The 22,582-nt window shown below is 58.7% G+C and carries 33 protein-coding genes and 1 tRNA gene; 26 read left to right on the forward strand and 8 right to left on the reverse strand.

Features of this window, described 5'->3' with window-relative positions:
- Positions 1 to 896 precede the first annotated feature (896 nt).
- The 3 genes from AAIH70_RS28310 to AAIH70_RS28320 are packed head-to-tail and all read right to left on the reverse strand — an operon-like array spanning position 897 to position 2,745.
- Positions 897 to 2,246, reverse strand: coding sequence for an acyltransferase family protein (locus tag AAIH70_RS28310; RefSeq protein ID WP_430037248.1), 1,350 nt, complete (start codon positions 2,244 to 2,246; stop codon positions 897 to 899).
- Positions 2,215 to 2,547 (reverse strand): hypothetical protein, encoded by a 333-nt coding sequence (locus AAIH70_RS28315; protein WP_430037250.1) that lies wholly within the window; start codon positions 2,545 to 2,547, stop codon positions 2,215 to 2,217. The genes AAIH70_RS28310 and AAIH70_RS28315 overlap by 32 nt, the downstream gene beginning before the upstream one ends.
- A 57-nt stretch (positions 2,548 to 2,604) precedes the next feature.
- Positions 2,605 to 2,745 (reverse strand): hypothetical protein, encoded by a 141-nt coding sequence (locus AAIH70_RS28320; RefSeq protein WP_430037253.1) that lies wholly within the window; start codon positions 2,743 to 2,745, stop codon positions 2,605 to 2,607.
- 86 nt (positions 2,746 to 2,831) lie between these two features.
- On the opposite strand from AAIH70_RS28320, the gene AAIH70_RS28325 reads away from it, so the two are divergent.
- The 6 genes from AAIH70_RS28325 (at position 2,832) to AAIH70_RS28350 (ending at position 5,873) form a co-directional block, all read left to right on the forward strand.
- The gene (locus tag AAIH70_RS28325; RefSeq protein WP_430037256.1) at positions 2,832 to 3,044 is read left to right on the forward strand and encodes a hypothetical protein; all 213 of its coding nucleotides are present in this window, start codon (positions 2,832 to 2,834) and stop codon (positions 3,042 to 3,044) included.
- Positions 3,031 to 3,618: a lysozyme gene (locus tag AAIH70_RS28330; protein WP_430037259.1), complete on the forward strand. Its 588-nt coding sequence runs from the start codon at positions 3,031 to 3,033 to the stop codon at positions 3,616 to 3,618. The genes AAIH70_RS28325 and AAIH70_RS28330 overlap by 14 nt, the downstream gene beginning before the upstream one ends.
- A complete protein-coding gene (locus AAIH70_RS28335; protein ID WP_430037262.1) occupies positions 3,615 to 4,013 on the forward strand; it encodes a hypothetical protein in 399 nt (132 codons plus the stop codon). The genes AAIH70_RS28330 and AAIH70_RS28335 overlap by 4 nt, the downstream gene beginning before the upstream one ends.
- Positions 4,014 to 4,229: 216 nt before the next feature.
- Positions 4,230 to 4,571, forward strand: coding sequence for a hypothetical protein (locus tag AAIH70_RS28340; RefSeq protein WP_430037265.1), 342 nt, complete (start codon positions 4,230 to 4,232; stop codon positions 4,569 to 4,571).
- A gap of 635 nt (positions 4,572 to 5,206) precedes the next feature.
- Complete coding sequence (locus AAIH70_RS28345; protein WP_430037268.1) at positions 5,207 to 5,410, forward strand: hypothetical protein; 204 nt, start codon at positions 5,207 to 5,209, stop codon at positions 5,408 to 5,410.
- Positions 5,411 to 5,534: 124 nt separating this feature from the next.
- Entirely contained in the window at positions 5,535 to 5,873 is a 339-nt protein-coding gene (locus tag AAIH70_RS28350) for a hypothetical protein (RefSeq protein ID WP_430037271.1), read from the forward strand.
- A 50-nt stretch (positions 5,874 to 5,923) separates the two neighbouring features.
- Here AAIH70_RS28350 and AAIH70_RS28355 read toward each other — a convergent pair whose 3' ends face one another.
- The 3 genes from AAIH70_RS28355 to AAIH70_RS28365 are packed head-to-tail and all read right to left on the reverse strand — an operon-like array spanning position 5,924 to position 7,091.
- On the reverse strand, positions 5,924 to 6,127 hold the full coding sequence (locus tag AAIH70_RS28355) for a hypothetical protein (protein WP_430037274.1): 204 nt from the start codon (positions 6,125 to 6,127) through the stop codon (positions 5,924 to 5,926).
- Positions 6,124 to 6,378: a hypothetical protein gene (locus AAIH70_RS28360; protein ID WP_430037277.1), complete on the reverse strand. Its 255-nt coding sequence runs from the start codon at positions 6,376 to 6,378 to the stop codon at positions 6,124 to 6,126. The genes AAIH70_RS28355 and AAIH70_RS28360 overlap by 4 nt, the downstream gene beginning before the upstream one ends.
- Positions 6,360 to 7,091: an ImuA family protein gene (locus tag AAIH70_RS28365; RefSeq protein WP_430037280.1), complete on the reverse strand. Its 732-nt coding sequence runs from the start codon at positions 7,089 to 7,091 to the stop codon at positions 6,360 to 6,362. The genes AAIH70_RS28360 and AAIH70_RS28365 overlap by 19 nt, the downstream gene beginning before the upstream one ends.
- Before the next feature lie 370 nt (positions 7,092 to 7,461).
- Here AAIH70_RS28365 and AAIH70_RS28370 point away from each other — a divergent pair, with 370 nt between their 5' ends.
- From AAIH70_RS28370 to AAIH70_RS28385, 4 genes are all read left to right on the forward strand, one after another.
- Entirely contained in the window at positions 7,462 to 8,118 is a 657-nt protein-coding gene (locus AAIH70_RS28370) for a trypsin-like peptidase domain-containing protein (protein ID WP_430037283.1), read from the forward strand.
- Positions 8,119 to 8,381: 263 nt separating this feature from the next.
- Positions 8,382 to 8,690, forward strand: coding sequence for a hypothetical protein (locus AAIH70_RS28375; protein ID WP_430037286.1), 309 nt, complete (start codon positions 8,382 to 8,384; stop codon positions 8,688 to 8,690).
- Positions 8,687 to 8,959, forward strand: coding sequence for a hypothetical protein (locus AAIH70_RS28380; protein WP_430037289.1), 273 nt, complete (start codon positions 8,687 to 8,689; stop codon positions 8,957 to 8,959). Before AAIH70_RS28375 ends, AAIH70_RS28380 begins: the two co-directional genes overlap by 4 nt.
- Entirely contained in the window at positions 8,956 to 10,218 is a 1,263-nt protein-coding gene (locus AAIH70_RS28385) for an oxidoreductase (protein ID WP_132272429.1), read from the forward strand. The genes AAIH70_RS28380 and AAIH70_RS28385 overlap by 4 nt, the downstream gene beginning before the upstream one ends.
- Here AAIH70_RS28385 and AAIH70_RS28390 read toward each other — a convergent pair.
- On the reverse strand, positions 10,215 to 10,463 hold the full coding sequence (locus AAIH70_RS28390; protein WP_430037292.1) for a hypothetical protein: 249 nt from the start codon (positions 10,461 to 10,463) through the stop codon (positions 10,215 to 10,217). The genes AAIH70_RS28385 and AAIH70_RS28390 overlap by 4 nt on opposite strands.
- Before the next feature lie 116 nt (positions 10,464 to 10,579).
- Between AAIH70_RS28390 and AAIH70_RS28395 the strand changes: the two genes are divergently transcribed.
- From AAIH70_RS28395 to AAIH70_RS28455, 13 genes are all read left to right on the forward strand, one after another.
- Entirely contained in the window at positions 10,580 to 11,068 is a 489-nt protein-coding gene (locus AAIH70_RS28395) for a hypothetical protein (RefSeq protein WP_430037295.1), read from the forward strand.
- Entirely contained in the window at positions 11,068 to 11,250 is a 183-nt protein-coding gene (locus AAIH70_RS28400; protein WP_430037298.1) for a hypothetical protein, read from the forward strand. The genes AAIH70_RS28395 and AAIH70_RS28400 overlap by 1 nt, the downstream gene beginning before the upstream one ends.
- Positions 11,250 to 11,831 carry a DUF1937 family protein gene (locus AAIH70_RS28405; RefSeq protein WP_430037301.1) on the forward strand — a complete coding sequence of 194 codons (582 nt, stop codon included), beginning with the start codon at positions 11,250 to 11,252 and terminating at the stop codon, positions 11,829 to 11,831. The genes AAIH70_RS28400 and AAIH70_RS28405 overlap by 1 nt, the downstream gene beginning before the upstream one ends.
- The gene (locus tag AAIH70_RS28410; protein WP_430037304.1) at positions 11,828 to 12,262 is read left to right on the forward strand and encodes a hypothetical protein; all 435 of its coding nucleotides are present in this window, start codon (positions 11,828 to 11,830) and stop codon (positions 12,260 to 12,262) included. Before AAIH70_RS28405 ends, AAIH70_RS28410 begins: the two co-directional genes overlap by 4 nt.
- Positions 12,262 to 12,453 (forward strand): hypothetical protein, encoded by a 192-nt coding sequence (locus AAIH70_RS28415; RefSeq protein ID WP_430037307.1) that lies wholly within the window; start codon positions 12,262 to 12,264, stop codon positions 12,451 to 12,453. The genes AAIH70_RS28410 and AAIH70_RS28415 overlap by 1 nt, the downstream gene beginning before the upstream one ends.
- Positions 12,446 to 12,649 carry a hypothetical protein gene (locus AAIH70_RS28420; protein ID WP_430037310.1) on the forward strand — a complete coding sequence of 68 codons (204 nt, stop codon included), beginning with the start codon at positions 12,446 to 12,448 and terminating at the stop codon, positions 12,647 to 12,649. The genes AAIH70_RS28415 and AAIH70_RS28420 overlap by 8 nt, the downstream gene beginning before the upstream one ends.
- A complete protein-coding gene (locus tag AAIH70_RS28425) occupies positions 12,646 to 12,927 on the forward strand; it encodes a hypothetical protein (protein WP_430037313.1) in 282 nt (93 codons plus the stop codon). The genes AAIH70_RS28420 and AAIH70_RS28425 overlap by 4 nt, the downstream gene beginning before the upstream one ends.
- On the forward strand, positions 12,924 to 13,151 hold the full coding sequence (locus AAIH70_RS28430) for a hypothetical protein (RefSeq protein ID WP_430037316.1): 228 nt from the start codon (positions 12,924 to 12,926) through the stop codon (positions 13,149 to 13,151). The genes AAIH70_RS28425 and AAIH70_RS28430 overlap by 4 nt, the downstream gene beginning before the upstream one ends.
- Positions 13,148 to 13,774 carry a deoxynucleotide monophosphate kinase gene (locus AAIH70_RS28435; protein WP_430037319.1) on the forward strand — a complete coding sequence of 209 codons (627 nt, stop codon included), beginning with the start codon at positions 13,148 to 13,150 and terminating at the stop codon, positions 13,772 to 13,774. Before AAIH70_RS28430 ends, AAIH70_RS28435 begins: the two co-directional genes overlap by 4 nt.
- Before the next feature lie 1,373 nt (positions 13,775 to 15,147).
- Positions 15,148 to 15,612: a DUF3597 domain-containing protein gene (locus tag AAIH70_RS28440; RefSeq protein WP_132272438.1), complete on the forward strand. Its 465-nt coding sequence runs from the start codon at positions 15,148 to 15,150 to the stop codon at positions 15,610 to 15,612.
- 150 nt (positions 15,613 to 15,762) lie between these two features.
- Positions 15,763 to 15,838: transfer RNA gene (locus AAIH70_RS28445), tRNA-Ala, on the forward strand.
- A gap of 128 nt (positions 15,839 to 15,966) precedes the next feature.
- Complete coding sequence (locus tag AAIH70_RS28450; RefSeq protein WP_430037322.1) at positions 15,967 to 16,725, forward strand: cytochrome c biogenesis CcdA family protein; 759 nt, start codon at positions 15,967 to 15,969, stop codon at positions 16,723 to 16,725.
- Between the two features lie 9 nt (positions 16,726 to 16,734).
- Positions 16,735 to 17,685, forward strand: a complete 951-nt coding sequence (locus AAIH70_RS28455; protein ID WP_430037325.1) for an AEC family transporter — start codon at positions 16,735 to 16,737, stop codon at positions 17,683 to 17,685.
- Here the strand turns inward: AAIH70_RS28455 and AAIH70_RS28460 are convergent.
- Positions 17,665 to 18,876: a UbiH/UbiF family hydroxylase gene (locus tag AAIH70_RS28460; RefSeq protein ID WP_132272441.1), complete on the reverse strand. Its 1,212-nt coding sequence runs from the start codon at positions 18,874 to 18,876 to the stop codon at positions 17,665 to 17,667. The genes AAIH70_RS28455 and AAIH70_RS28460 overlap by 21 nt on opposite strands.
- A 156-nt stretch (positions 18,877 to 19,032) precedes the next feature.
- On the opposite strand from AAIH70_RS28460, the gene pcsA reads away from it, so the two are divergent.
- The 3 genes from pcsA (at position 19,033) to AAIH70_RS28475 (ending at position 22,581) form a co-directional block, all read left to right on the forward strand.
- Complete coding sequence (gene pcsA, locus AAIH70_RS28465) at positions 19,033 to 19,767, forward strand: phosphatidylcholine synthase (protein WP_348639710.1); 735 nt, start codon at positions 19,033 to 19,035, stop codon at positions 19,765 to 19,767.
- Positions 19,768 to 19,919: 152 nt separating this feature from the next.
- The gene (locus AAIH70_RS28470) at positions 19,920 to 21,506 is read left to right on the forward strand and encodes an ABC transporter ATP-binding protein (RefSeq protein ID WP_132272442.1); all 1,587 of its coding nucleotides are present in this window, start codon (positions 19,920 to 19,922) and stop codon (positions 21,504 to 21,506) included.
- The gene (locus tag AAIH70_RS28475) at positions 21,496 to 22,581 is read left to right on the forward strand and encodes an ABC transporter permease (RefSeq protein ID WP_132272443.1); all 1,086 of its coding nucleotides are present in this window, start codon (positions 21,496 to 21,498) and stop codon (positions 22,579 to 22,581) included. The genes AAIH70_RS28470 and AAIH70_RS28475 overlap by 11 nt, the downstream gene beginning before the upstream one ends.
- Position 22,582: the final 1 nt, after the last annotated feature.

Raw genomic sequence — 22,582 nt, forward strand, 5'->3', positions numbered from 1 at the left:
AGACCAGGATATCGCTTCGAAAAGGCGCTGGTTCAGAGATGCCGCCTACGGCAAGGTGCATGGAAAATCGCGCTTACGGTACGAGTACACGTACCGGACACCGTAGTGGATATAAACGACCAAAAGCGCACAGATTATTCTAGCAACATCAATCCTTAAATCGCGCTCCACTGGCTTAACTTCTCACTGATCGTGCCCGCCGGGCGGTATACAACAAAATGTCTAAAGCAACAGTTGCTGCGGATATCGTGGTCGCACGTTCTACACGATACAAAACCTGGCCCCGGCACAAGGAAAAATAGATATAGAGAAGTCGTTGCAGGCCGTGCAGGGGCTTTATGATAGCTTAACGGCTTCTCGACGAGAGACGATTGGAAAGGTAGTCCGTAGCTGCCCGAATTTTTTCCATCGTTGTGGGAGGTTCAGGCGCATGGATATACTGCCGACCTCGCGCGGTTATCAAATAACCATCTCGCAAATGGTCTCTAAGGTCCTCGGTGAGTAACCCATCCGCTGCCGCCGATTCGGCCAATGTCCACATTTGTGAGGTGATGTTTGAGTCCCAGCTCGATAGACGGTACCTATGTGCGTAAATGAGTACCGTCATTCGGCTAGGTGAGGCAACGAGCTTTTCAATGTCGGCTGCGCGTTCTCTGGCAGCGATCCTTCGGCGTGTTATCCACGCAGCAATCAGGATAGCTATTTTTGTGACCACGTAAACACTCCTACCCTTCGCCTTTCAGTTTAGATTATGCTTCCCGGAACCACAACAGCTCGTTCTCGTGACCGGCACCCAGCACCGCGTCAAAACCGCGCTCGGTGGTAAAAATATAATGGGAGTACCCCTCGCAGATGGGGTCATTTTCTTATTGCCCAGGTGGGGGCGGCGCTAGGTCTTATGGATGAACAGGTTGATGAGATGTGGGCATCGGCGCCGCAGCTGTAATGTCCACTGCTTCAAGTCTCTGCGAATAGGGCTTCCGCAACGTATCAAACGGCTTCTCTATTAGATGATAAGTCGCGGCAGAGACTGCGCAAAGCAAAGGCAAAACTGCAACAATTCCGAACACGGTAACGGCGAAAATTCCAGTGGGGGTAAAATCAAAGTACGTAGCAAGGGCGAAAGCGACCAGAATGACGAAGTGATGGTTCAGGTACATCGAGTAGCTGTAGCTCCCAAGCCGCGCAAGAAACCTATCGACAATCCTTGGAATGCGAATGTTCGAACGGTCGTAACTGGCAATGAGGAGGCCAAAGCAGATACCCTCCACCATAGGCCAAAAAACCCAGACTAACGATTTAGATGGGTAGCCTCCCTGGTCGAAATACCCGCCAGCTCGGTCAAAAAGATAAACCGTGGTTACGACCAAGATCATGGTGCCAGCCAGAACCCGCCAAGGCTTAAAGACTTGCGGTCTGCGGATCGCGATTTCACTAAAGATCATTCCAAAGATGAATTGGTCGATGCGTCCGAAAATCGTTCCGTAGGCCAAGTCTTGAACAGTTCCAGTGGTGAGCCAAACGCTCCACCGAACGCATATCGCAAGCGCTAGAATACCAAACAGGTAGCGAAAATCCTTGTCGTTCCGATTACTCTTGCTGCGTGAAAAAATGAGTAGAAACGGGAATAGCAAATAGAACTGGAATTCTACAATGATCGTCCACCCGTTACCTGGAACCGTTCCATTGTTCAGCATCAGGGCAATGGCTAAAGTTAGTTTTACCGGATCAACGTCCCCCAGATAAAAATAAATCACCATCCAGAATATGAACAGCGGCGCGATGCGGCAGACTCTGCTCCGAATGAACGCCCAATACTCGATCTGCTTATCCCGGCACTTCCACCAAAACAGATACCCGCTTAGGGTCAAAAATAGCGCCACGCCCGTATGGCCCTCCTGCAAAAGGCTCACCGGAGGAAACGCAGGCACATCCGAGGTCGGTATTTGCCCGTTGTATCTGTAAAGGTGCCAGAACAGCACCAAGGCTGCAGCCCCAAATCGCAGGTGGTCTAGACGGGTCAGGTATGGCGCATCTTTGGGCTTCATAAAGAGAGGAATACTACCGACGGTGGGCGCAATCAATAACACTGATTCACGTTTTTCGCCTGAGAGCTTCCCGACCGTCGCAACAGCGAGGGCTTCGACGTTCAGAGCTGATTTTACCAACCCTGGAGAAACACCATGACTGTGCAGCCAGCGCAGCGCATCCGCCTCAATTGAATGCGATTTGTTTCGGCTCGCCATCCGTAACTTGGATCGTACCAATGCCTTCCTTACCATCATCAGACCGGTTCAATTCGACGGTTCCGCTTTTGCCATCTGTGCACCAAACAGGGAATTTCAGATGTGTGTCATCCCAACTGGAGTAATTGCCGGAGCAGGTAACCCCGGTCGCGTCGGTCAGTGAGAACCGTCCGCTGCTTACACGAGCAAAACCGGACGCCATTATGCCGGAACCATATGAGGCGTCAGGGCCAACATATGTCACCTTTGATGTGCTGCAGCCTGAAACGACCAGCAACGGTATGATCGCGATTTTCTTCAATCCACTCTCCGTCTGAGGTGGACAGCATACACTGTGTAGCCGGCGCATTGCCATGCGCTAGTTCACCAACTCACCATCATCATCGTTCGCAGGCTCTTCAAAGACCGGCGTTTCCGCCAACTCGCGTAGCGTGGCCGCCAGTGCGGCCAATTGCTGGGCGATTTCGCTAATTGATAGCGCCGCGAGATCTTCGTTCATTGCATCCTCCTGTACCTGTGGCAGGACGCAAAACAATCTGCCGACCGCCAAGATAGGCCGGCTCTCCCTAAAATCAAAGGGGTATCATGAAACTCCTTCCAGACTGGCGCACCGTGATCGGTCGCGCCTGGTCGCTGCGGCTTATCGAGATCGCCGCAGCCGCCGACATCATCCTGAACGTCGTGCCCTTCGTGTCTGATTGGCTGCCTTGGTGGATCACCATCGCACTGCTTTCCGCAGCGTGGGGCGCGCGCATTCTTTCCCAGCCCGAAAAGGAGCCGGCGAATGCCGATCAATAAAATCCTGCCTTCCAAGCGGGCCGGTAAGCTGATTGCCGGCGTAATCGCCGCCGCCACGGCCGGTATGGTTGCCATCTTTCCCGGCCAGCCCGCCGTTCACGACGATTCCGCGCTCGCCATCAAGATCATGCAACCATGGGAAGGCAGACATCTTGTCGCCTATCTCGACACCTTACCGACGAGGCCGGTCTACACGATCTGTGATGGCGACACGACCAACGTCCGCAAGGGCATGGTCGAAACGCACGCAGGCTGTGACGCCCGTACGGCAGGCAAGCTTGAGCGAGACTACCGGCCGCACCTTGTGAAGTGCGTGGCCAACTGGGACAAGGCGCCACTTAGCTGGCGCGGTTCGATGCTCACGCTATCGTGGAACGTCGGCGTTGGTGCTACCTGTAGTTCCACCGCTGCACGGCTCGGTCGACAGGCAAAATGGCGAGAAAGCTGCGAGGCGGCAACAGCCTTCAACAAGGCTGGTGGCCGGGTCCTCAAGGGCCTCGTGAACCGCCGCGAGATGGGGGACGCGACCCGTCCCGGTGAGGCTGAGGTCTGCGTGACGGGGCTGCCGAAATGATCGGAGCGTTTGCGAAGCTGCTGGGCGTCGATGCCTGGCTTGTAAAGGCCGGCGCGGCATTGCTCGTCGGCCTATCGCTCATGGCGGGCGCGTGGTGGGTCCACGGCAGAATCTACGACGACGGTTATCAGACTGCCTCGGCCAAGTACGAGGCACAGATTGCTGCCGACGCGCTCCAGCGAGCCGAGGCCAGCCTGAACGAACAACGTAGGCAGGCCATCGCCAACAATGCCGCAAAACGGCGCGAGGCCGAAGCCATCGCCACCCTTGAGGCTCAGGAAGCCGAGAACCTCGAACTACGTAGGAGGCTGGCCAGTGAAGCTCAGCAAGATCCTGATGCTGGCCGCCCTAGCCTTGGGGCTGGCAGCGTGCAGCGCATCAACCAAGTCCGCTAGCATCGTGCCACCGGCGCCGCCGGCAATCGCGCGGCCGGACAGCAGCTTACTGAAGGTCTGCGGCCTGCCTGTCGATATTGGCAAGGGCGCGCTCAGTCAGGCGCAAGTCGAGGATCTCTGGATCTCGGACCGGGCGGTACTACTGACCTGTTACCGGCGCCACTTGGCGCTCCGCACTTTCATCATAGACCGCGATAACGCATTGAGAGGTAGACAGTGAGCGGCTCTGAAATCATGGCCGTAGTCGGCTTTTTCGTAATGGTGTCCGGCGCGCTCTGGGGAATCTGGTGGCGCATCGAGGGCAAGGTGAAGGAGGCAAAGGACGCCGCCGTTGGCACAGCGACCGCTGCACAGGCACTTGCCAACCTTTCCCGGGATGAGCTGGCGGCACACCGGCTTCATGTCGCCGAGACGTACATCACCAAGGCCGGCATGCGCGAAACCACCGAGCAACTCATGGAAGCCATCAGCGGCGTCAAGAGTGCCGTCGACGGCATGACGCTTCGCATCGACCGGGTGGTCGAAGGCCAGCCTCGTCGAGTGTCGCGCACGAGCTGACCAGACGGGGATTCACAACGCCAGTCCGATAAAGTAAGTTCCGCATTGGCGGACCATCTTCAAAACGCCCTCTGCCTCGCGGTGGAGGGCGTTTTTTTTATTTCAGTTGATGCGCGCCGCCACCTGGTCGGTATATTGAGTGGACAACCCTAGATCTACGTGCATACTTTAGACTTCACGCATATCCAGTCTGTGCCCGCTGCCATGACCAGGCGGCGGTTTTTTTTGGCAGACGCGCCATTCGGTTATTCTCAGCAGTAATTTTCGCTGTCGCTATCCACCCAAGTCACGGCCTTCGCCCGCTTGAGTAACCGGAGAGCGGACTCCGCTAGGCGCAGGCTTTGAGCTTTGCTTGCAAGCGGTTCCATTTTTTTTCGAGATCTGGAGCTAATGCGCTCCGACCTTACCGAATTCATGCGCTTTCGCTTCATGTCAGCCTCCAGCAATACACGCAGCATTGTGCTTTCGCAGTCTGAATTCAACTCTAAGACACCTATATCGTTAAGCGGTAAGGTTAGCGCGAAAGCATATCCAGCATGTGCCAGCTGCCACCACCATGTTGCGGGATTTTTTCGCGTTCAGGTCTGTCGAGATATCAAGGGCCGGTTTATCTGTGGAAAAACAGGAGGACAGACTTGAACGATAACAGTCCAGTCGACGTTTCAAAGCCTACGCCGAAACGTAAACCACCAATCTGGCCTTTGGTTGCGGTGCTGATCCTCGTCATCGCCGGCATATTGGTCCACCGAGAACTGACATTGATGTTTGACGACCTGCAGCGAACAGGCCGAGACTTCATCCAGCTATTCGAGTGGTTGTTGTCGCTGGTAGATGGCTAAGCTGCTACGCGAAGCGGCGCAATCAGGCACACCTCGCTTTCAATCCTCCCGCTATATCGATTGGAACTAATCAAGTTTCGTCTTGTTGGACATTCGCATCAACAAAAAACAAGAGGAACACCCAATGATCAAGATTCTCACAGTCGCCGCGCTCTCTCTCGGCCTTGCAACGTCCGCAATGGCTCAGTCATCTGGCGGCTCTTCCGGCACAGGGGGCGACAATGGTGGAGGCTCTGGTAGTTCCAGCGGCGCAAGCGGTTCCAACTCCGGCTCGACTGGCACTGGTGGCGGTAACAATGGCGGTTCGTCGACCGGCGCGTCCGGTGGCAAGGCTAGCGACTCGCCGGGTAGCTCGCAGTCGAACTGCGGCGCGCCCGGCGGTACTCAGGGCGCAGCTCAGTCCGGCACGACTTCTTCCGGCGCCACAAATCCCGGTGCAGGCGCCGCCGGCACAAAGTGCTGACACCCAATAAGTAACGAAGCGCCTCCTGCCCGCCGGCAGGGGGCGCTTTTTCATTTCAAGCTATCCGCAAGCTCTGCCGACTCGTTACGCACGGTTCCGCGTTTGTATGGATAGTGCTCATAACACCACCATTTCGGTTCATCGTGCCCATGGCGGAATCCCCAGCCACCCCACTTGCCGCAGCCCTCGGTGCTGCAATAATGAAGATACGGCCCGGCGCCGTCCAATTGGGCTGTACGGCTTTCGTCGCTCATTTACCTGCCTCGATGAGTATGTTGGCTTTCAACAGACAAGGGAACCGAGCTTCGCATTGATCGGTTCCGCGGCGGTCGCAGCCGATGGCCATTATGCGGCGAAGTTCGACGAATTCCGTTTCGGCCCCAAGCCTTTTGACCAACTGTTTGCGATCGTAGACGCCATGGCGGTCGCACCGGTGGCAAACCATTTCGATCTTGTCACCGCGGAAGTCGCGCAATTTGGGAAGGCTCAAAGTGCTGCCCTCCATGGGTCTTCTCGTTCTTCGATAGATGTCATGTGGCCTGTTGCGTTGCACGCGTTTACCTCAACGTCAAAACTCTCAGCTGCGCGAACACGCATGAGCTCTAGAAACCAGCGGGGCCGACCAATGCCGGGAACGGGTAAGGGTTCAGAAGGAAGGGGTGACACCCGCCATCTCGTCATAGAGGCGGTCGGGCTTCCAAAGTCTGTGGCTTCTTGCTGGCGCCGCCACCGACGAATGATAAGCCCGGTCGCTCCAGACTGCTCTGCTGCGAGTTGGAAGCGTCGGCTGGCTACCATTGGCAGGCGCACCAGTTCAGCGACAACAACTGCCACGCCGCGATACCGGAGGCCTTCCTCGGCGCATTCGATCACGCCTTCCTCGTCTTTGGATTCGACGAAAATCACACGGTCCATGCTGAGGCCGACCTGCACCAAGGATGGCGCGAAAAGGTCGGCACGAGCGAGGCACCACAGGACCGGGCCGGGTATCCGCGCCGCTATTCCTGCCGTGAACAGCGCCGACACTGCGCCGGACACCACGTCGGTTCCGCCGCCCGCAATCTCATGCGTCGCTCCGATCGCCAATCCGCCGCCAGGCAACCGGCTATCAATCTCGGGGACTCCGAAAGGGACCGTTTTGCGTTGACGCACAGCTCCGCCGGCGATCTGGTCGATGCGCTCTTGTAGGTCTGCGATGACGGTGCGGTTCGTATTCATGATCTCACAATAGGCTTTTGTTCCTATTATGTTCTCATTCGCGAGGGAGTCAATCGGCCTGTGGTTGGCAACATCATAGCTGATTGAAACTGCTAATTTATATGTGCAGGGCCGGCTGTGGAAACGCGGTGGATAACCCATCCTGCGTTGTCGATATGTTCTGAAACAGTCGAGAGCGCTCTAAACGCACAAAGCCCCGCGCATGTCGGTACGCGGGGCAATGGCGCTGCCAGCTGACGCATCGTCAAGATCAACCGGCGCGTAGAAAGAACATTGAGTGCTGATGATTGTTCCCATGCACGCCGCGAGTTGACACAAGAATTTGCGACCGCCAGCGTCCGGCCACCATCACCACACAAAGGAGGCCGTCATGACCAGATTCAGACGCATTGCGTTCGCATCCTTCGCTGTCGCACTCAGCGGCGTCGCCTACTTTGCCGCCCCAACGGTTGCGGCCTACACAGAAAAGCTCACCGCCGCGCCGGTTACAGCTGCGGCGACCGTCAAAGTCGTCACAAAGACCGGCCACGGTTCGGGCGTGCACATTGGCACAGGATTTGTTCTGACTGCTGCGCACGTCGCCCGCGACGTGAAGTCGGTGCAATTGGTGACGAAGGATGGTCAGTCACGCCAAGCCGACGTCCTGTGGATCAACAATGAATACGACATCGCGCTGCTGCGCACGTCGCCCGCGATGTTGCCTGCCGCTCACCTGGACTGCGGTCGTATGGATGTCGGGGCGGTCATCGAGGCCATGGGCAATCCTCTGGTCGTCGACTTCGTATCGGCCTACGGCAATATTGCCGGCGACCCTCGGACGCAAGGTCCTTGGAAGTTGGTCTACATCACGGACATCACGACCGTGAAGGGTATGAGCGGTGGCCCGGTATTCTCGTCATCTGGCGATGTCGTCGGCATCACCGTCGGTCTGCTGTCTGACGCTACCGGCCTAATCCCGATCGGCGTGCGATTTGGCTTCGTCGTGCCGTCGTCCGATGTCTGTGCGCTGTTGGGGCGAGTGTCTTGAGGGCGCTTTTCGGGGTTCGCCTTCATGCTGGCGAGCCGGAATTGCCCACCAAACTTCGAGCTTACACAGGCAGTTTGCTATCCAAAAACGCAGGTGGCGAAGCACTCAACAACTACACCGATCATGCGCTGGCTCGCTGGTACGGGGTGTCGTTCAAACTCAGGTGGTTTGCCGGCCTTTGGATATTCGGGAGCACCACCTACCCATCTGAGCGCGGACCACTTCCGCGATAACCAACACACCATCACATAGAGGAGACTTCCATGTCCGTCCCGATCGTCGTCGATATCGGCGCCGCAATGCAGACCCTTGAGGCCAATCCGGATCTCGCGCGTAAAATGAACGAGCTCGTGCTCGGTCCGGTGATTGTTGAGCAACTAGCTGCGCGCGAGGCGCTGATCAACACGCTGGGTGAGGCACTGGCCTTATCGCTCGACAATATGCAGGCGGCATCCGACCTGTTCGAGGACGGCCAGAACGAAGACGCATGGGAATACGTCTCATCCGCCCAGCTGGCCACGAAGAAGGCCGTCGCCGAATTCCGGGAGTTTGCAGGGATAGCTGGGTCATGACTAGCATGATTGAGCGTGTAACCGAAGCAATAGCGAAAGCCGACCAAGAGGGGCGCAACAGTTACGAAAGCTACGCTCGCGCCGCCATTGAGGCTATGCGCGAGCCGTCCGCCGCCCTGCACGAAGCCGCCAGTGAAATCTCTGTTTACTTCGACGATTTCTCCTGTGGCGACGGCAACATCACGCTCGGTATCGATGGGTATCCCGACAAGCTCAATCGCGTCTGGTCCGAACTCATCGACGCCGCCCTCAAGGAGACCACCACTTGAAGACCAGCCCAGAAGAATTGCAGCGCAGAGCGGATGCCTACCGCGAGCACGGAACGCTCGTTAAGGCCGCCGCCGCGCTCGGCATCAAGAAGTCGGCACTACATGACAGCATCAAGCGTGCCGCCGAGGTTGGAATGCTCGGCACGAAGCCGGTGCTGCCGGGATTCCGGATCAGCCAGATCACCAACACGCCGAATGGTGACTTCATACAACAGAAGCCAGAGAAGGGCGAAGAGTTCGAAGTTCCGGCAGGACACACGGTCAAAGGCGTTTCGGCGCTCGTCGATGCTGAAGGCCGGACCATTCAGCAATGGGTGAAGACGCGCAATGACGGTCAGGATCAGGCGTCGGCTTTAGCTGCGGCCGTTGAGGCGTTCAAAGACGAGATTCCGCGTGCGGCGCCTACCGCAGTGCCGGAGCACACCATTGCCGACCTTCTCAATCAGTACACTATCACAGACCATCACCTCGGTGCGCTTGCCTGGAATGAGGAGACTGGCGCTGGTGACTATGACCTCCGTATTGGCGAGCAGCTCGTCATAGATTGGTTTGCCGCTGCAATAGCGCAGTCTCCGCCGGCTGAGCGCGCAGTCTTCGCTCAGCTTGGTGATTTCCTGCACTATGATTCGTTCAAGAGCGTCACCCCTGAACATCAGCACCAGCTCGACAGCGACAGCCGCTATCCGAAGATGGTGCGTGCGGCGATCCGTATTGTGAGAGCGGTAATCGCCATGCTGCTCCGGAAGCACAAGTATCTGGATGTCGTCATGTGCGATGCCAACCACGACCCGGCGGGCGAGGTCTGGCTGCGCGAAATGCTAGCGGCGTTCTATGACCAAGAGCCACGCGTGAAGGTCGATACCAATCCCGGCACGTACTCGGTCATCGAGCATGGCGACGTTTCGCTGTTCTACCATCACGGGCACCGTCGCGGCACCAAGAACGTCGATTCCATTCTCGTCGGCAAGTTCCGGAAGATCTATGGCCGGACCCAGTTCAGCTACGCGCACACCGGACACAAGCATTCCGACGAGCTTCGCACCACTGATCTAATGAAGGTGGAGCAACACGAAACGCTCGCGGCGCCGGATGCCTACGGCTCGAACTGGCTCTCAGGCCGATCGGCGAAGGTCATCACGTATCACAAGGATTTTGGCGAGGACGGTCGCGTCACGCTCTCGGCGGCCCGCGTGATGGGCGCTGCCAAGATGACGGCTGCCAACGACAACGTGCCGGCGGAGCAGAAGAGGGTGGCCTAAAGCGGATTGTCGTTGGCCGTCAAGTGGTGGAGGATTGCCGCCCTTACTTCAACGTCCGCGGCTCCGCACTGCTTTGAAATCTCTTCGATGGCCAGATCGACATTGGCAACAATTGGGTCTTTGAGGACCTCGTGCAGCATTGCCCCGAAAGGCCCGAATGAGACTAGCTCTGAACTGCCGTGCAGCCCGGTCTGAACCAGGATCTCCGCGTACGGCCCTTTGAAACTCGACTTTACAATTTTCATTGCCGCCACTCAGTAAACCGAAAAGCGATTTTATATCGCTTTTCAGCTGCAGGCAATACCTTGACAACGCCGCCGGCCACCAACCGGAGGCAACCACCACCACAGAGGAGACTGACATGGACGCTGGAACAAGCTACGACATCATGATGGGCGCTGACCACGACGCCCCCAAGGACGGCTTGAGTATTGCCATCGACAGGGCAATGGCCGCTGCGAACGACAACGCGGCGCCTGCCTACACCCACGCCGCAACCATCAACATCTTCGCAGCCGACTGCCACGCCCGCAGCCGTAAGGCAGGTTGGTACACCGACCTTACCACCGGCAAGGCGCTGGATCGCAACGTGCCCGAGATGCTTTGTCTGATCCACTCTGAGATCAGCGAGGCCATGGAGGGCTTCCGCAAAAAGCTGCAGGACGACAAGCTGCCGCATCGCAAGATGATGGAGGTCGAGCTTGCCGACGCCATGATCCGCATCGGCGACCTGGCAACGTTCATGGGCTACGACCTCGGCGGCGCGATCGTCGAGAAGATGGCCTACAATGACAACCGGGAAGATCACAAGATCGAGAACCGGCTCAAGGCCGGCGGGAAGGGCTTCTGATGTCGGTTGTCATCAACAACATCTCACGCCACGGCGATTTGCGCGGCCTCAATCAATACGAGGTCCGCATCAACAATGATCCAGTGATTGCGCGTTTCAACCACGTTCGAAGTGAGGGGCTAGCCGCCTGCCTTCGCAAGGCGGCGGACGCTGTCGATGCTGCGGAGAAGGAGGGAGCTTGATGCCGATGTCGTTCATTGATCAGGTCCGCGACGAGCTCGTTATACCGGAATCACAGAAACAGTATAACGATGACGTCGCCACCACCACCTTCGCACCGCTCGACAAATACGTAGCCGCGAACGACAACCATCAGGGCGGTCGCTACATTGGGCTGAGTCGAGGCTCCTTGCCAGTAGCCGAGCGCGTCACTGTTACGGTCGATGACCTGTCCGGCCTGTCCGGTTACATCTACCTCGGCTCGCCGTATTCGAAGTACACACAAGGCTTAGACGTTGCGGCCAAGATCGTTGCGGAAAGCGCCGCCATCCTTATGCGTCGCGGCCTCGTCGTCTTCTCGCCGATCGCACATGGCCACGTCGTCGCCAATGACGGCGGACTTCCGGCGCTCGATTGGACATTCTGGCAGCGCCAGTGCGATCCATTCGTCGATGCGGCTGCAGCGCTCGTCGTGCTGCAAATGGAAGGCTGGTGGGAATCGGTCGGCCTCGAATACGAGATCAAACGGTTCAGGGATTCTGGCAAGCCGATCGTTTATCTGCCGTCGGCGGCGCTGGGCGTGTGGGAGAGGCGGGCAGCATGACCCAGTATGTCCTGCTGAAGCGCGACCTTTACGAAAATCCCGGCCATATGGGCTACACCGGGATCCGAGATAAGGCTGGCACATGGCCCATTGAGGACTTCGCCGGCCACGGCATTCCGATCAAGGCGAAGTACACACCCGAGGAGCGAGACAGCTACGCGCTGCCCTTGGATCAGGCGCCGGAGTTCACCAACGAGTGCTTCTACGATCTATCTCTCGCGCACCTTCGCGGGAAGATCGACCGTTTGCAGGAGGCGTTGACGCCGAGCGGGGAGACCAAGTCGGCATACATCGGCGAATTCAGCTTCGACATCGAAGACAGGGATGAGGACGGCGAGGAGTGCTCGCGTAACGTCGTCGTGCCTTGGACGACCGTGAAGGAAATCATGGGCGCAATCCGTGTTCGGGCAGAGATGAAGGAGGCGGCATAATGGCACTCACACGGCTGACACATAATCTCAGCGTCAACAAAGATCACGTCGCCAGCGTCCACTGGGACGACACGTACAGCAAGCGCCTAGTCATCACGATGATGGACGGCACGCAGCATTCGATCAAGCATGACGGAGGCATGTACGGCACTGATTGCTACGCAATCGAAAGGAAGCTGGTAGATGCGTGACATTCCTATCAGTGCAGCCAAGCGGATCGCCGATGACTACGGCTATGATCAAGTCGTCATCTTCGCGCGTCGCTGCCACGATTCGCCGGAGCCGCACGGCGAGCACCTGACGACCTATGGCCGAACCGTCGAACACTGCCGCGTCGCGGCGCGCATGGCCGACGTCCTTAAGAAGTTCATGGGGTGGAAGGCATGACCACCATCAAGCCCGGCGACGAGATCGAATGCATCGACGACGGCATCTACCAGGAGCAATACCTCGGCATCACCGCAGGCACCGTCTACAAAGCCCGGTGGGTCGGCCCGGTCACCAGCTACATGAACGGCGACTATATCGGCGTTCGGCTGGAGGGTATCAACCGCGGCGTCTGCCCGCAATTCGGTGATGAGGATCCGCCATTCAACGTTCGCAGGTTCCGGCCTGTGGTTGGGAGCGGGCAGGAGAGTAAGAAGAAAGTGGAGGAGGATGCATGACCGACAACCAGCCTAGATACACCACCGCCCGCTTGCGCCGGGAGGTAGACGAGGCGAAGCGGCTCGCTCGCATTTATGCGCTGGAGGAGGCGGCAGCCTACCATGATGACTTAGCGAGGCGGCACGAGGTTGGCTACGAAAGCCAGTTTCACGAAGCAATGGTCAACACACACCGTGGATCGGCTCATGCAATCCGCGCCATGATGAGAAAGGAAGCCGCATGACCATCGAATCAAAAGACGCCGGATGCATCACAGCAGTACCAACCGAACTGCGCGCACTTGGCGCAGCAATCGGCACCACGGCTGCCAATGACAATCTGCCTCCCATCGTAGCCTTCACCGGCCCGGCTGGCAGCGGCAAGTCAACTGCGACCGGCTACCTGATCGACGTCCATGGCTACACCCTCGTGAAGTTTGCAGGACCGTTGAAGGACATGATGCGGGCAGTTGGCCTAAGCGAGCGCGAGATCGAGGGCGACCTCAAGGAGAAGCCGAGCTATCTGCTCTGCGGCAAGACGCCGAGGCACGCCATGCAGACCTTGGGGACCGAGTGGGGCCGCGACATCCTCGGTAGTGACTTCTGGATCCGGCTTTGGCGCGCCCGCGTCGAGCAGGCGGCGTCGGAAGGCAAGCGCGTCGTCGTCGACGACCTGCGGTTCCCCAATGAAGCAAAGGCCATCCGGCAACTGGGCGGCGATATCTACCGGCTGACTGGGCGCGGGGGAATTGTAGGCGAGCACATCTCAGAACGTGGATGCGGCGACGAGGACCTAGTTATCGCGAACGACAATGATCCGGATGCACTATACCGCAAGGTCGAGGACGCGTTGCGGCGTTATGGGTGATAGAAAGGGGCGGTCTCCGGGCCGCCCCAGCCATTTTTAGAGCGAGCTACTCTACTTCACTCTCCGAGTACACGGACATGAAGGATCTGAACTCGTTGACGTTGCCAATGTCGAGTGCTGCGATCACGTGCGTTAAGTCTTCCCGTGCGGACGTCCTGTCTATATCGCCAGCCTTATAACGATCGAGAACGGTCTCAATGAACCGGTCCATTTTCGTATGGTCTTGGTTTGTCAGCTGTCTCATTTTTGATCCCTTTCGGTTTGAGTTAACAGGGGGCGAATTGCGTGCCAGCCCCTTGCGGGGCGTTACCGGTTAACCTCCAAAAGGGAGGGCGGGACCACGTGAATACACGAGGCTAGCGGCAGAACCGCTATATAAAGCCAAGCAGAGAGTACCCGGTTAAAGTTGAAAGTCAATCGTATCTGGGCTCGCCGCGGACACGGACGCGTCGACTAACCCACCAACGCCACACCACACACCACCCGGTAAGGCCGGCCGCGCGCCCGCCCCATGACCCACAAATCGTATGTCTCGCGCCCTTTGGCGCTCCGGCGACGGTCAAGAACGATCGCCGATAACTCACCGCATTTGACTGCTGAGCCGATTCGAAACTTCCAAGAAGCCTGATAAACTCGCCGTGGTCTGGACGGCGTTTCTGCGTATGCGACTGCTACTGACATGTGTTCAAGCCTGCCTTAGCGTCTCGGTGGGCGGCACCGAAGCCGGGGGTTGAACACGCGCTTCACAGACGCGCCGACGCACTTTTAGCCGAAGCCTGGACATGGCACATCGCCCCCGGCAAAAAGCCATGGCGAATGCGTCCAGCCGCTAAGCTGCGCATAGGTTCGGCAAACCGCTGATCGGTTGGCCTATGTGAAGTCAGGGTGTTCAAGCCCATCGCCGTTATAAGCGAATTAGTTAACGCTGCAATATACGAATTTGAGGGGGTGGGTTGTGAGGGTGGAGAGCTTCTACCACCACACCCTTGCACATCCACGAGTTGCGCCTTACTATACATAAAATACAGTCAAGTCGTCCGAAGGTCAGTTTGCAAACGAACGATAAGGCGTTGAATCTTGGTAGAGCGTTTTGGAAGTAGTTTGCAACTACCTAATCAAAATCATTACTTAAAATCCTGACTTTTAATCAGTAGGTCCAGGGTTCGAACCCCTGCGCTCTCACCACCTTACCGGTTTCCGATTTCGATCATGCGACATTTCCAAGTCGCATGGAAGTCGGAAATATTGGGTGGTTTCCTTCCCTCATTTCACAAATGTCCTCAAAGCCTCTTGCCGATATGCGGAACACAAGCCGCGCAAGAATCGTTGATTGTCGCCGCCGAATTTCCCGGCCTGTAACGAGGAGACCATCCATGAGCATTTTCAGCAAGATCAAGAACGCCATCTGGGGACATCCGGCCGCCGCAGCGACCCCATCGGCATCCGCGACAGCAGCGGCTTCGCCGGAACCAGCCGTGACCAGTGCCGCGCCCGTTGGTGGCACGGCGCCGGTCGCGCCTGCGACCTCGGGCACTTCTGCCGCGTCTTCGCCGGCGAGCACGGCTGCCGCCTCGAGTCAGCCGGTCGATATTGCGCCGATCCTCGAAGCGGCCGTCAAGAGCAGCGGGCAGAAGCTCGATTGGAAACGTTCGATCGTCGATCTGATGAAGGCGCTGGGCATGGATGCGAGCCTCGCAGAGCGAAAGGAACTGGCAGATGAACTGGGTTATACCGGCGAAAAGAACGGTTCTGCAGAAATGAACACCTGGCTTCACAAGGCGCTGCTCAAGAAGCTGGCGGAAAACGGCGGCAAGGTCCCGGCTGATCTGCTGGACTGAATTCCGAGCAATCGATGAATCTTGTCGTGAGCCCGCCGCGTGCGGGCTTTTCGCTTTGTAGGAGGTCACAGCACGACTGGCATTCGTCAACACGCGCCATCCTGCCGCATTCCCGCGGCATCTCCCGTCGCCTATCCCTTGCGCCGTCAAGGGGCCGTAGCTCAGCCGGGAGAGCGCCGCAATCGCACTGCGGAGGTCGGCGGTTCGATCCCGCTCGGCTCCACCAGATTTTCCAGTGCGCCGGTTTTCCAGCTCTGATTTTGCCATGCGAACCGATGCGCCGGAAAAGGTGATTGGCAGGCATGTGTCTGCGGGTCTAGGAGAGATGCGCATCCGCTGGTCTGGAGTGTTTTGTTGTCGATTGCCGAAATCTCATTGCTGAGCGCCTTGTTCGCGGGAGCCCTGTCCTTCCTGTCGCCCTGCGTATTGCCGCTGGTGCCGCCTTATCTCTGTTACATGGCCGGTGTGTCGGTCGATCAGTTCCGTGGCGGCAAGGCCGATGGGCCGGTCGTGGTCAGTGCGCAAACCAAGCGGGCGATCCTTTTTTCGGCCTTCTGCTTCACGCTCGGTTTTGCCACAGTGTTTGTGGCGCTCGGCGCCGGTGCCTCGTCGATCGGCGTTCTGCTGCGCCAGCATCTCGATATCCTGTCGAAGATCGGCGGCATCATCATCATCATCATGGGCCTGAATTTTCTAGGCCTTTTCCGCATCGGCATGCTGGCCCGCGAGGCGCGGTTCCAAAGCGGCGGCAAACCGGCGACGCTGTCGGGTGCCTATGTGATGGGGCTTGCCTTTGCGTTTGGCTGGACACCGTGTATTGGCCCGGTGCTCGGCGCCATTCTCGGCGTTGCCGCATCGCGCGATACGGTCGGCGAGGGCGCCATGCTGCTTTCCGTCTATTCGCTCGGTCTCGCCGTACCTTTCTGGATCGCGGCGGGTTTTTCAGGCGCGTTCATGCGGTTCTTGGGTCGTTTCCGCCGCCATCTCGGCATGGTGGAAAAGCTGATGGGTGGGCTCCTGGTGGTGACGGGTATCGCCTTCCTGTTTGGCTTCATCAGTTCGATGGCGATCTGGTTCCAGCAGACCTTTCCGATCCTCAGCCAGATCGGTTGAGGGCACGCCATGCTGGCCATCATCACGCTGCTTCTGCCGTTCTTCGGGCTGATCGTGATCGGCTATATTGCAGCGCGGGCGGTGAAACAGCCGGCCGAGGCGCTCGGTTACATGAACGTCTTCATCGTTTACGCGGCGCTGCCGGCTTTGTTCTTCAAACTGGTGGCGGCAACACCCTTTCATGATCTGACGCGGATAGACTTCATCGCCAGCGATATCGGCGCCACCTATCTGCTGTTTGCCGTGCTTTTTGCGATCGGCTTGCTGGTGCGGCGCGCGACGTTCGGCGACAGCACCATTCAGGCCTTTGGCGGTTCCTATGGCAATATCGGAGATATGGGGCCGGGGCTTGCGTTGATCGCTTTCGGCGAGGCGGCTGCCGTGCCGGTGGCGCTGATCGTCTGCCTGGAAAACGCCATGCATTTTATCGTCGCGCCGGCCATGATGGCGCTGGCGGGTGGTGACCGGCGCAAACGTGGGGAGGTGGCGATCGGCGTGGTGCGCAGCGTCATGCTGCACCCGTTCATCCTGTCGACGATTGCCGGCTTTCTGGTGGCCGGTTTCGAATGGCCGATACCTGCGGCGGCCTCACGTCTTGTCGATATGCTGGCGCAGGCAGCGGCGCCTTGCGCACTGTTTGCCATGGGCGCGACACTGGCGCTGCGGCCGATCCGCCGCGTGCCGGTGGAGATCGGTTATCTCGCGATGGCCAAACTGATCGTGCACCCGCTGCTGGTCTATGGCGTGCTGACGGCGGTCGGTGGTTTCGAGCCTGTCTGGGTGCATGCGGCGATGCTGCTGGCCGCCCTGCCGACGGCGACCAACGTGTTTGTCATCAGCCAGCATTACGGCCTGTGGCAGGAGAGGGCGTCCGCCACCATTCTCATCACCACGCTGCTTTCGGTGGTGACGCTGCCGCTTTTCCTCTACCTGATCGAGTTAGGCCTGTTTCCGGTGTGAGGATGGCTTGAAGGTGCGCAGCAGGTCGCGAAAACCGCGGCCCGGCTCGACACCTTCGCGCATCAGCAGATTGCGCAGCGGGCCGATGCCGGAGAGCAGGTGCAGGCCACCGGCGCGCGCCAGTTGCATCGGCAGGAAATCCGACAGAAGCGAACGGTTGAGCAGATCGACCCCAAATGTGCGGGTCATGATATCCGGCCGGCGGCGGCGTTCGAAACGGTCGCCGGTATCGGCAGAAATATCGCGGCCATCGGCATTGCCGACGAGATCGACCAGAGTCATGACATCGCGCAGCGAGAGGTTGAGGCCCTGCGCGCCGATCGGCGGGAAGGCGTGCGCGGCTTCGCCGACAAGAGCGATGCGGCCTTTGCCAAAGCGTTTTGCCATCAGGCTGGAGAGCGGCCAGCTTTGCGCGCCGGCTTCCACCGTAACCTTGCCGAGGATGGATTGCATGCGGCGCTCGACTTCGAGAGACAATTGTTCAAGCGGCAGCGCCAACAGGCGTTCGGCCGTCTCCGGCGTCACCACCCAGACGAGGCTGGAACGGCGGCCGGGAAGCGGTACCTGCGTGAACGGGCCGGTTTCGGTGTGGAATTCGGTAGAAACATTGCCGTGCGGCAATTCATGGGAAAAGTTCAGAACGACGGCCGATTGCGGATAGGCCCATTTCTTCACGTCGATGCCGGCGCCGTTGCGCAGGATGGAATTGCGGCCATCAGCACCGACGGCCAGCGCGACGTCGAGCGTTTCCCCGTCACCAAGGGTCAGCGTCACCTTGTCGGTCGCCGGCTCCGCTTTCTCCACGGTGGTGTCGATGCGGCGGATATTCACCTCATTGGCCACGGCATTTTCCAGCACGTCGGAAAGCGCCTTGTTCGGAATGTTGTAACCGAAGGCGGCAAGGCCGAGTTCGGCGGCGCGGAACTGTGCCGGCGGCGCACGCAGCAGGCGGTCGGTGCCATCGATTATCTGCATGACCTGCAGGCCGGCGGAAGACGGCGCGATCTGGCTCCACAGGCCGAGGCGGTCCATGAAGCGGATCGACTGGTCCATCAGTGCCGTGGTGCGCTCGTCATTGCCGGCTTTCACCGGGCCGATCAACGCCACCTTGCGGCCGCTGCGGGCCAGAGCCAGTGCCGCCACGCTTCCGGCCAGTCCGTGTCCGACGACGGCTATCTCGACATCATGCATGGCAGAACTCCTTATTGCTTACCCTCATTTATGCGTTCCGGGCTTACTTATCCATAAGCGATTTTGCCGCTTTTAACCGTCGCATCACGCGGATGGTTGCATTGGCTGGCGATTGGTCGCATACCGCTTTGCTTATGGAAGAGACGGGGACACCTTTTGATCAGGCGCATCTTTAACTACAAGAAGGTTCCCTACGCGGAAATCCGCGCCTTCTCCGTCCATATGCTGACGGCGTCCGGTTCTTTTTTTGCTTTCCTCGGCGTTGTCGCCGCGTCGGAAATGCGTTTCGTGGACATGTGGTGGTGGCTTGGCCTGGCGCTGTTCATCGACGGCATTGATGGACCCATCGCCCGAAAAGTGCGCGTGCGCGAAGTGCTGCCGAACTGGTCGGGCGACATGCTCGACAACATTATCGACTATGTCACCTATGTTCTGCTTCCGGCCTTTGCCCTCTATAAGAGCGGCATGATCGGCGAGCCATGGTCGTTCGTGGCGGCTGGCCTGATCGTGGTCTCCAGCGCCATTTATTACGCCGACATGGGCATGAAGACCGACGAATATTTCTTCTCAGGCTTCCCGGTGGTCTGGAACATGGTAATCTTCACCCTGTTCGTGATCCAGCCGAGCGCGACGACGGCGATGATCATTGTCGTGGTATCGGTTTTCCTGACCTTCCTGCCGATCAATTTCCTGCATCCGGTCCGCGTCAAGCGGCTGCGGCCGCTCAATCTGGGGATATTCTTCCTCTGGTGCGGCCTCAGCGGTTATGCGCTGCTGCTGCATTTCGACAGCCCGGCATGGCTGGTCTGGGGCGTGGTCATCACCGGGCTTTACCTCTACGTCATCGGTGGCGTGCTGCAGCTTTTCCCCAAGCTCGGTTCGTCCAAATAAGATCTGTGCCCCGATCGTCTTTGCAGTTGTGCATGGCAATAAAAAGAGCTTGAATGTTTTTTAGGCGTTGATACGGAAACGTCTTTGCAGATGTCACCATCAGGGCAGCAGGTTTCTTCAGAAAACCGCCCAGGGTGAATGAGGGGAATTGAGTGAGTTCATCGCAGGATCAGGGAGAGCCTTCGCTTCTTTCGGTTCGAAGGCTGACCAAGCTTTTCGGCAGTTTTGCCGCATGCGACGGGATCGATCTCGATATCGCCCCCGGTGAAATCCACGCGCTTCTCGGCGAAAACGGCGCCGGCAAATCCACACTCGTCAAAATGCTTTTCGGCGTGTTGCAGCCGAGTGCCGGGCAGATCCTCTGGCAGGGCCAGCCGGTTTCCATTGCGTCGCCCGCTCAGGCGCGCGAACTCGGCGTCGGCATGGTGTTCCAGCATTTTTCGCTGTTCGAGGCACTGACCGTCGGCGAGAACATCGCGCTGTCGCTCGATCCGAAAATCTCGCTGTCGAAAATTTCCGATGAAGTGGCGTCGCTGTCGCGAGCCTATGGCCTTCCGCTTGATCCCAAGGCGCATGTGGCCGATCTTTCGGTCGGCGAGCGTCAGCGCATCGAGATTGTTCGCGCATTGCTGCAGAACCCGAAACTGATCATTCTCGACGAGCCGACATCGGTGCTGACGCCGCAGGAAGCGGAGCGGCTGTTCGAAACGCTGTTCAAGCTGAAGGCAGAGGGCCGTTCGGTTCTTTATATCAGCCACCGGCTGGACGAGGTGCGGCAGATCTGCGACCGCGCCACCGTGCTGCGTCACGGCAAGGTAACGGGCACCTGTGACCCGAGACAGGAAACGCCGGCATCGCTGGCGCGGATGATGGTGGGCAGCGATGTTGCCGCCGTGCATCGCGAAGAGCTTGGCGCGACCGGCGAGACGCTGCTTGAAGTGTCCGGCATGTCGGTTGCCGCACGCACGCCTTTTGCCGTTTCGCTGAAAGACGTTTCCATGACCGTGCGGGCCGGCGAAGTGCTGGCGATCGCCGGTGTGGCCGGCAATGGGCAGGGCGAGTTGTTTGACGCGCTGTCGGGCGAATATCCGGTCCCGGACGATAATTCTGTCAAAATTCGTGGCAAGGCTGTCGGGCGCACGCGCATCAACGGTCGCCGTCTGCTGGGGGCTGGGTTCGTGCCGGAAGAGCGGCATGGCCATGCTGCGGTGGCGCAGATGTCGCTCTCCGACAATCTGCTGCTGGCGCGCGCGCATTCCGACCGCAAGGCGTTTCTTTCCAGCGGATTTGCCAAGGTGATCCGCCACGGTGCGGTGAAGGCTGCTGCTGCCCGCATCTGTCAGGCCATGGATGTGCGCAAGAGCGGCGAAGATCCCGCTGCCGGCTCGCTGTCGGGCGGAAACTTGCAAAAATTCATCGTTGGGCGTGAGCTTGATCGCCAGCCATCCGTGCTGGTAGTCAACCAGCCGACCTGGGGCGTCGATGCGGGGGCAGCAAGCCGCATCCGGCAGGCGCTGATCGATCTGGCAAATTCCGGTTCCGCCGTGGTGGTGATCAGCCAGGATCTCGACGAGATTTTTGAGGTCGCCACGTCGATTGCGGTGATTTCCGAAGGCAGGCTTTCAAAAGCCTATCCCGCCGGGGAATTGTCTCTGGAACGCATCGGGCTTCTGATGGGCGGCATTCACGATTCCACCAGAAATGCCTCTCAGGCAGAGGAGGCGGCGCATGCGCATTGAACTGGAACGGCGCGCGCGTGCCTCGACCGCTTTTGCCGCCATTTCGCCATTGCTGGCACTGGTGCTGACGCTGGTTTTCGGCGGGCTGATGTTCTGGCTGATGGGCAAGGACCCGATCGCCACGCTCTACACATTCTTCGTCGAACCGCTTTTCGATGTCTGGTCGCTGCATGAGCTGGTGATCAAGGCTGCGCCGTTGATCCTGATCGCCGTCGGCCTGTCAATCTGTTATCGCTCCAACAATTGGAATATCGGCGCCGAGGGCCAGTTTACCATCGGCGCGATCACCGGGTCGATCCTGCCGGTGCTGGTGCCGGAATGGCAATCGCCGCTGCTTCTGCCGACCATGCTGATCATGGGCATGATCGGCGGCGCGCTTTATGCCGGCATTCCGGCGCTGTTGAAGACGCGCTTCAACACCAATGAAATTCTCACCAGCCTGATGCTGGTCTATATCGCCCAGCTGTTTCTCGACTGGCTGGTGCGCGGCGCCTGGCGTGATCCGCAGGGTTATAATTTCCCGAAGACGATTTCGTTTTCCGCCGAGGCGATCCTGCCGGAACTGCTGGAATCGGGCCGTGCTCACTGGGAGGCCGTGTTCGCTATCGTCGCTGCCATCGCCCTGTGGTTCATGATGCGGTTCATGCTCAAGGGCTTTGAGGTTTCGGTTCTTGGGCAGGCCGAACGGGCAGGGCGGTTTGCCGGTTTTTCGTCGAAGAAAATGGTCTGGTTCGCCTTCATGCTGTCCGGTGCGCTGGCAGGTCTCGCCGGCATTTCCGAAGTGTCCGGCTCGATCGGCCACCTGCAGCCGTCGATCTCGCCGGGGTACGGATTTACCGCGATCATCGTCGCCTTCCTCGGCCGCCTCAACCCGATCGGCATCATTGCATCGGGTCTGGTTCTGGCGCTGACCTATCTCGGCGGTGAAGCGGCGCAGCTGTCGATCGGCATTTCAGACAAGTTGTCTCGCGTATTCCAGGGGCTGTTGCTGTTTTTCGTGCTCTCCTGCGACACGCTGATCCTCTACCGCATCCGGCTGGTGTTTTCGCGCAACAAGACGGAGGTGGGAGCTTAAA

Origin of the sequence: Neorhizobium sp. BT27B (assembly GCF_050455485.1) — a bacterium.
Taxonomy (GTDB): domain Bacteria; phylum Pseudomonadota; class Alphaproteobacteria; order Rhizobiales; family Rhizobiaceae; genus Neorhizobium.